Genomic DNA, 848 nt, shown 5'->3' with positions numbered 1-848 from the left:
AAGCAACGTACCGAAAATATCTTTCAGCTGAAGAACTCATTGAGTTTTCGCCCTTGGCGCAATTCTATGTTGAATTCAAAAGCGATGACGCGGGAGAGCTCGAACCATCAAAGAGTTTCTGTGATAACTGGATCGTCAAAGAAGTTGTGAAACATAAGACCATTTATCGCGATGCGGTATTGGCTTCGGTTGTCATTAATTTAGTCGCTTTATTTATACCGCTCTACACGATGAACGTGTACGACAAAGTTGTGCCCAATCTAGCCCTTAATACCTTATGGGTACTCACCGCGATCGTCACCATCGGTCTGATCTTTGATTGGATTTTGAAGTCTTCTCGACCCATGTTGACGGACAAAATTGGTCAGCACATTGATACGTTTTTATTGACCCGCATCCTGCAGAACGTAATGGCCTCTAAAAGCGAGAGCACGCCGAATTCCATTGGTACTTTCGCTAAACAATTTCAAGACTTCGATGGGGTTCGAGACTTTCTTAATTCAATGACTATTACGGCGATTGTAGATCTACCTTTCGTGTTTTTGTTTTTGTTTTTGTTTTTGTTCTTGTTCATTATCTATTTGGTTGGTGGCGTATTGGTGATTGCACCACTAACGATCATGGTTCTAATGATTGTGATTATGGTGTTGGCACAACCGAAGGTGTCGAACAACATTCAGCAAATGTCGAAGCTAAAGTCTGAGCGCAGTGGCTTGTCCAAACGGAATTGTTGCAGACAAGCTAATACTAGCTGCCGCAACTATGCGAGAAATCTTCATAATGGTTCGTCCGTTAATATTTTATTTTTATTCAAGGTTTACGGAATCGATGGCTAAACCGAGAGCTTT

1 pseudogene is annotated in these 848 nt (G+C 41.6%); it reads left to right on the top strand.

What is annotated here, in order from left to right:
• A pseudogene (locus A3739_RS30590) lies at window positions 1–836 on the top strand (hypothetical protein); the annotation flags it as partial.
• Window positions 837–848: the final 12 nt, after the last annotated feature.

The sequence above is a fragment of the Oleiphilus sp. HI0067 genome, from assembly GCF_001635735.1.
This window is presented reverse-complemented; position numbering and strand designations above follow the sequence as displayed.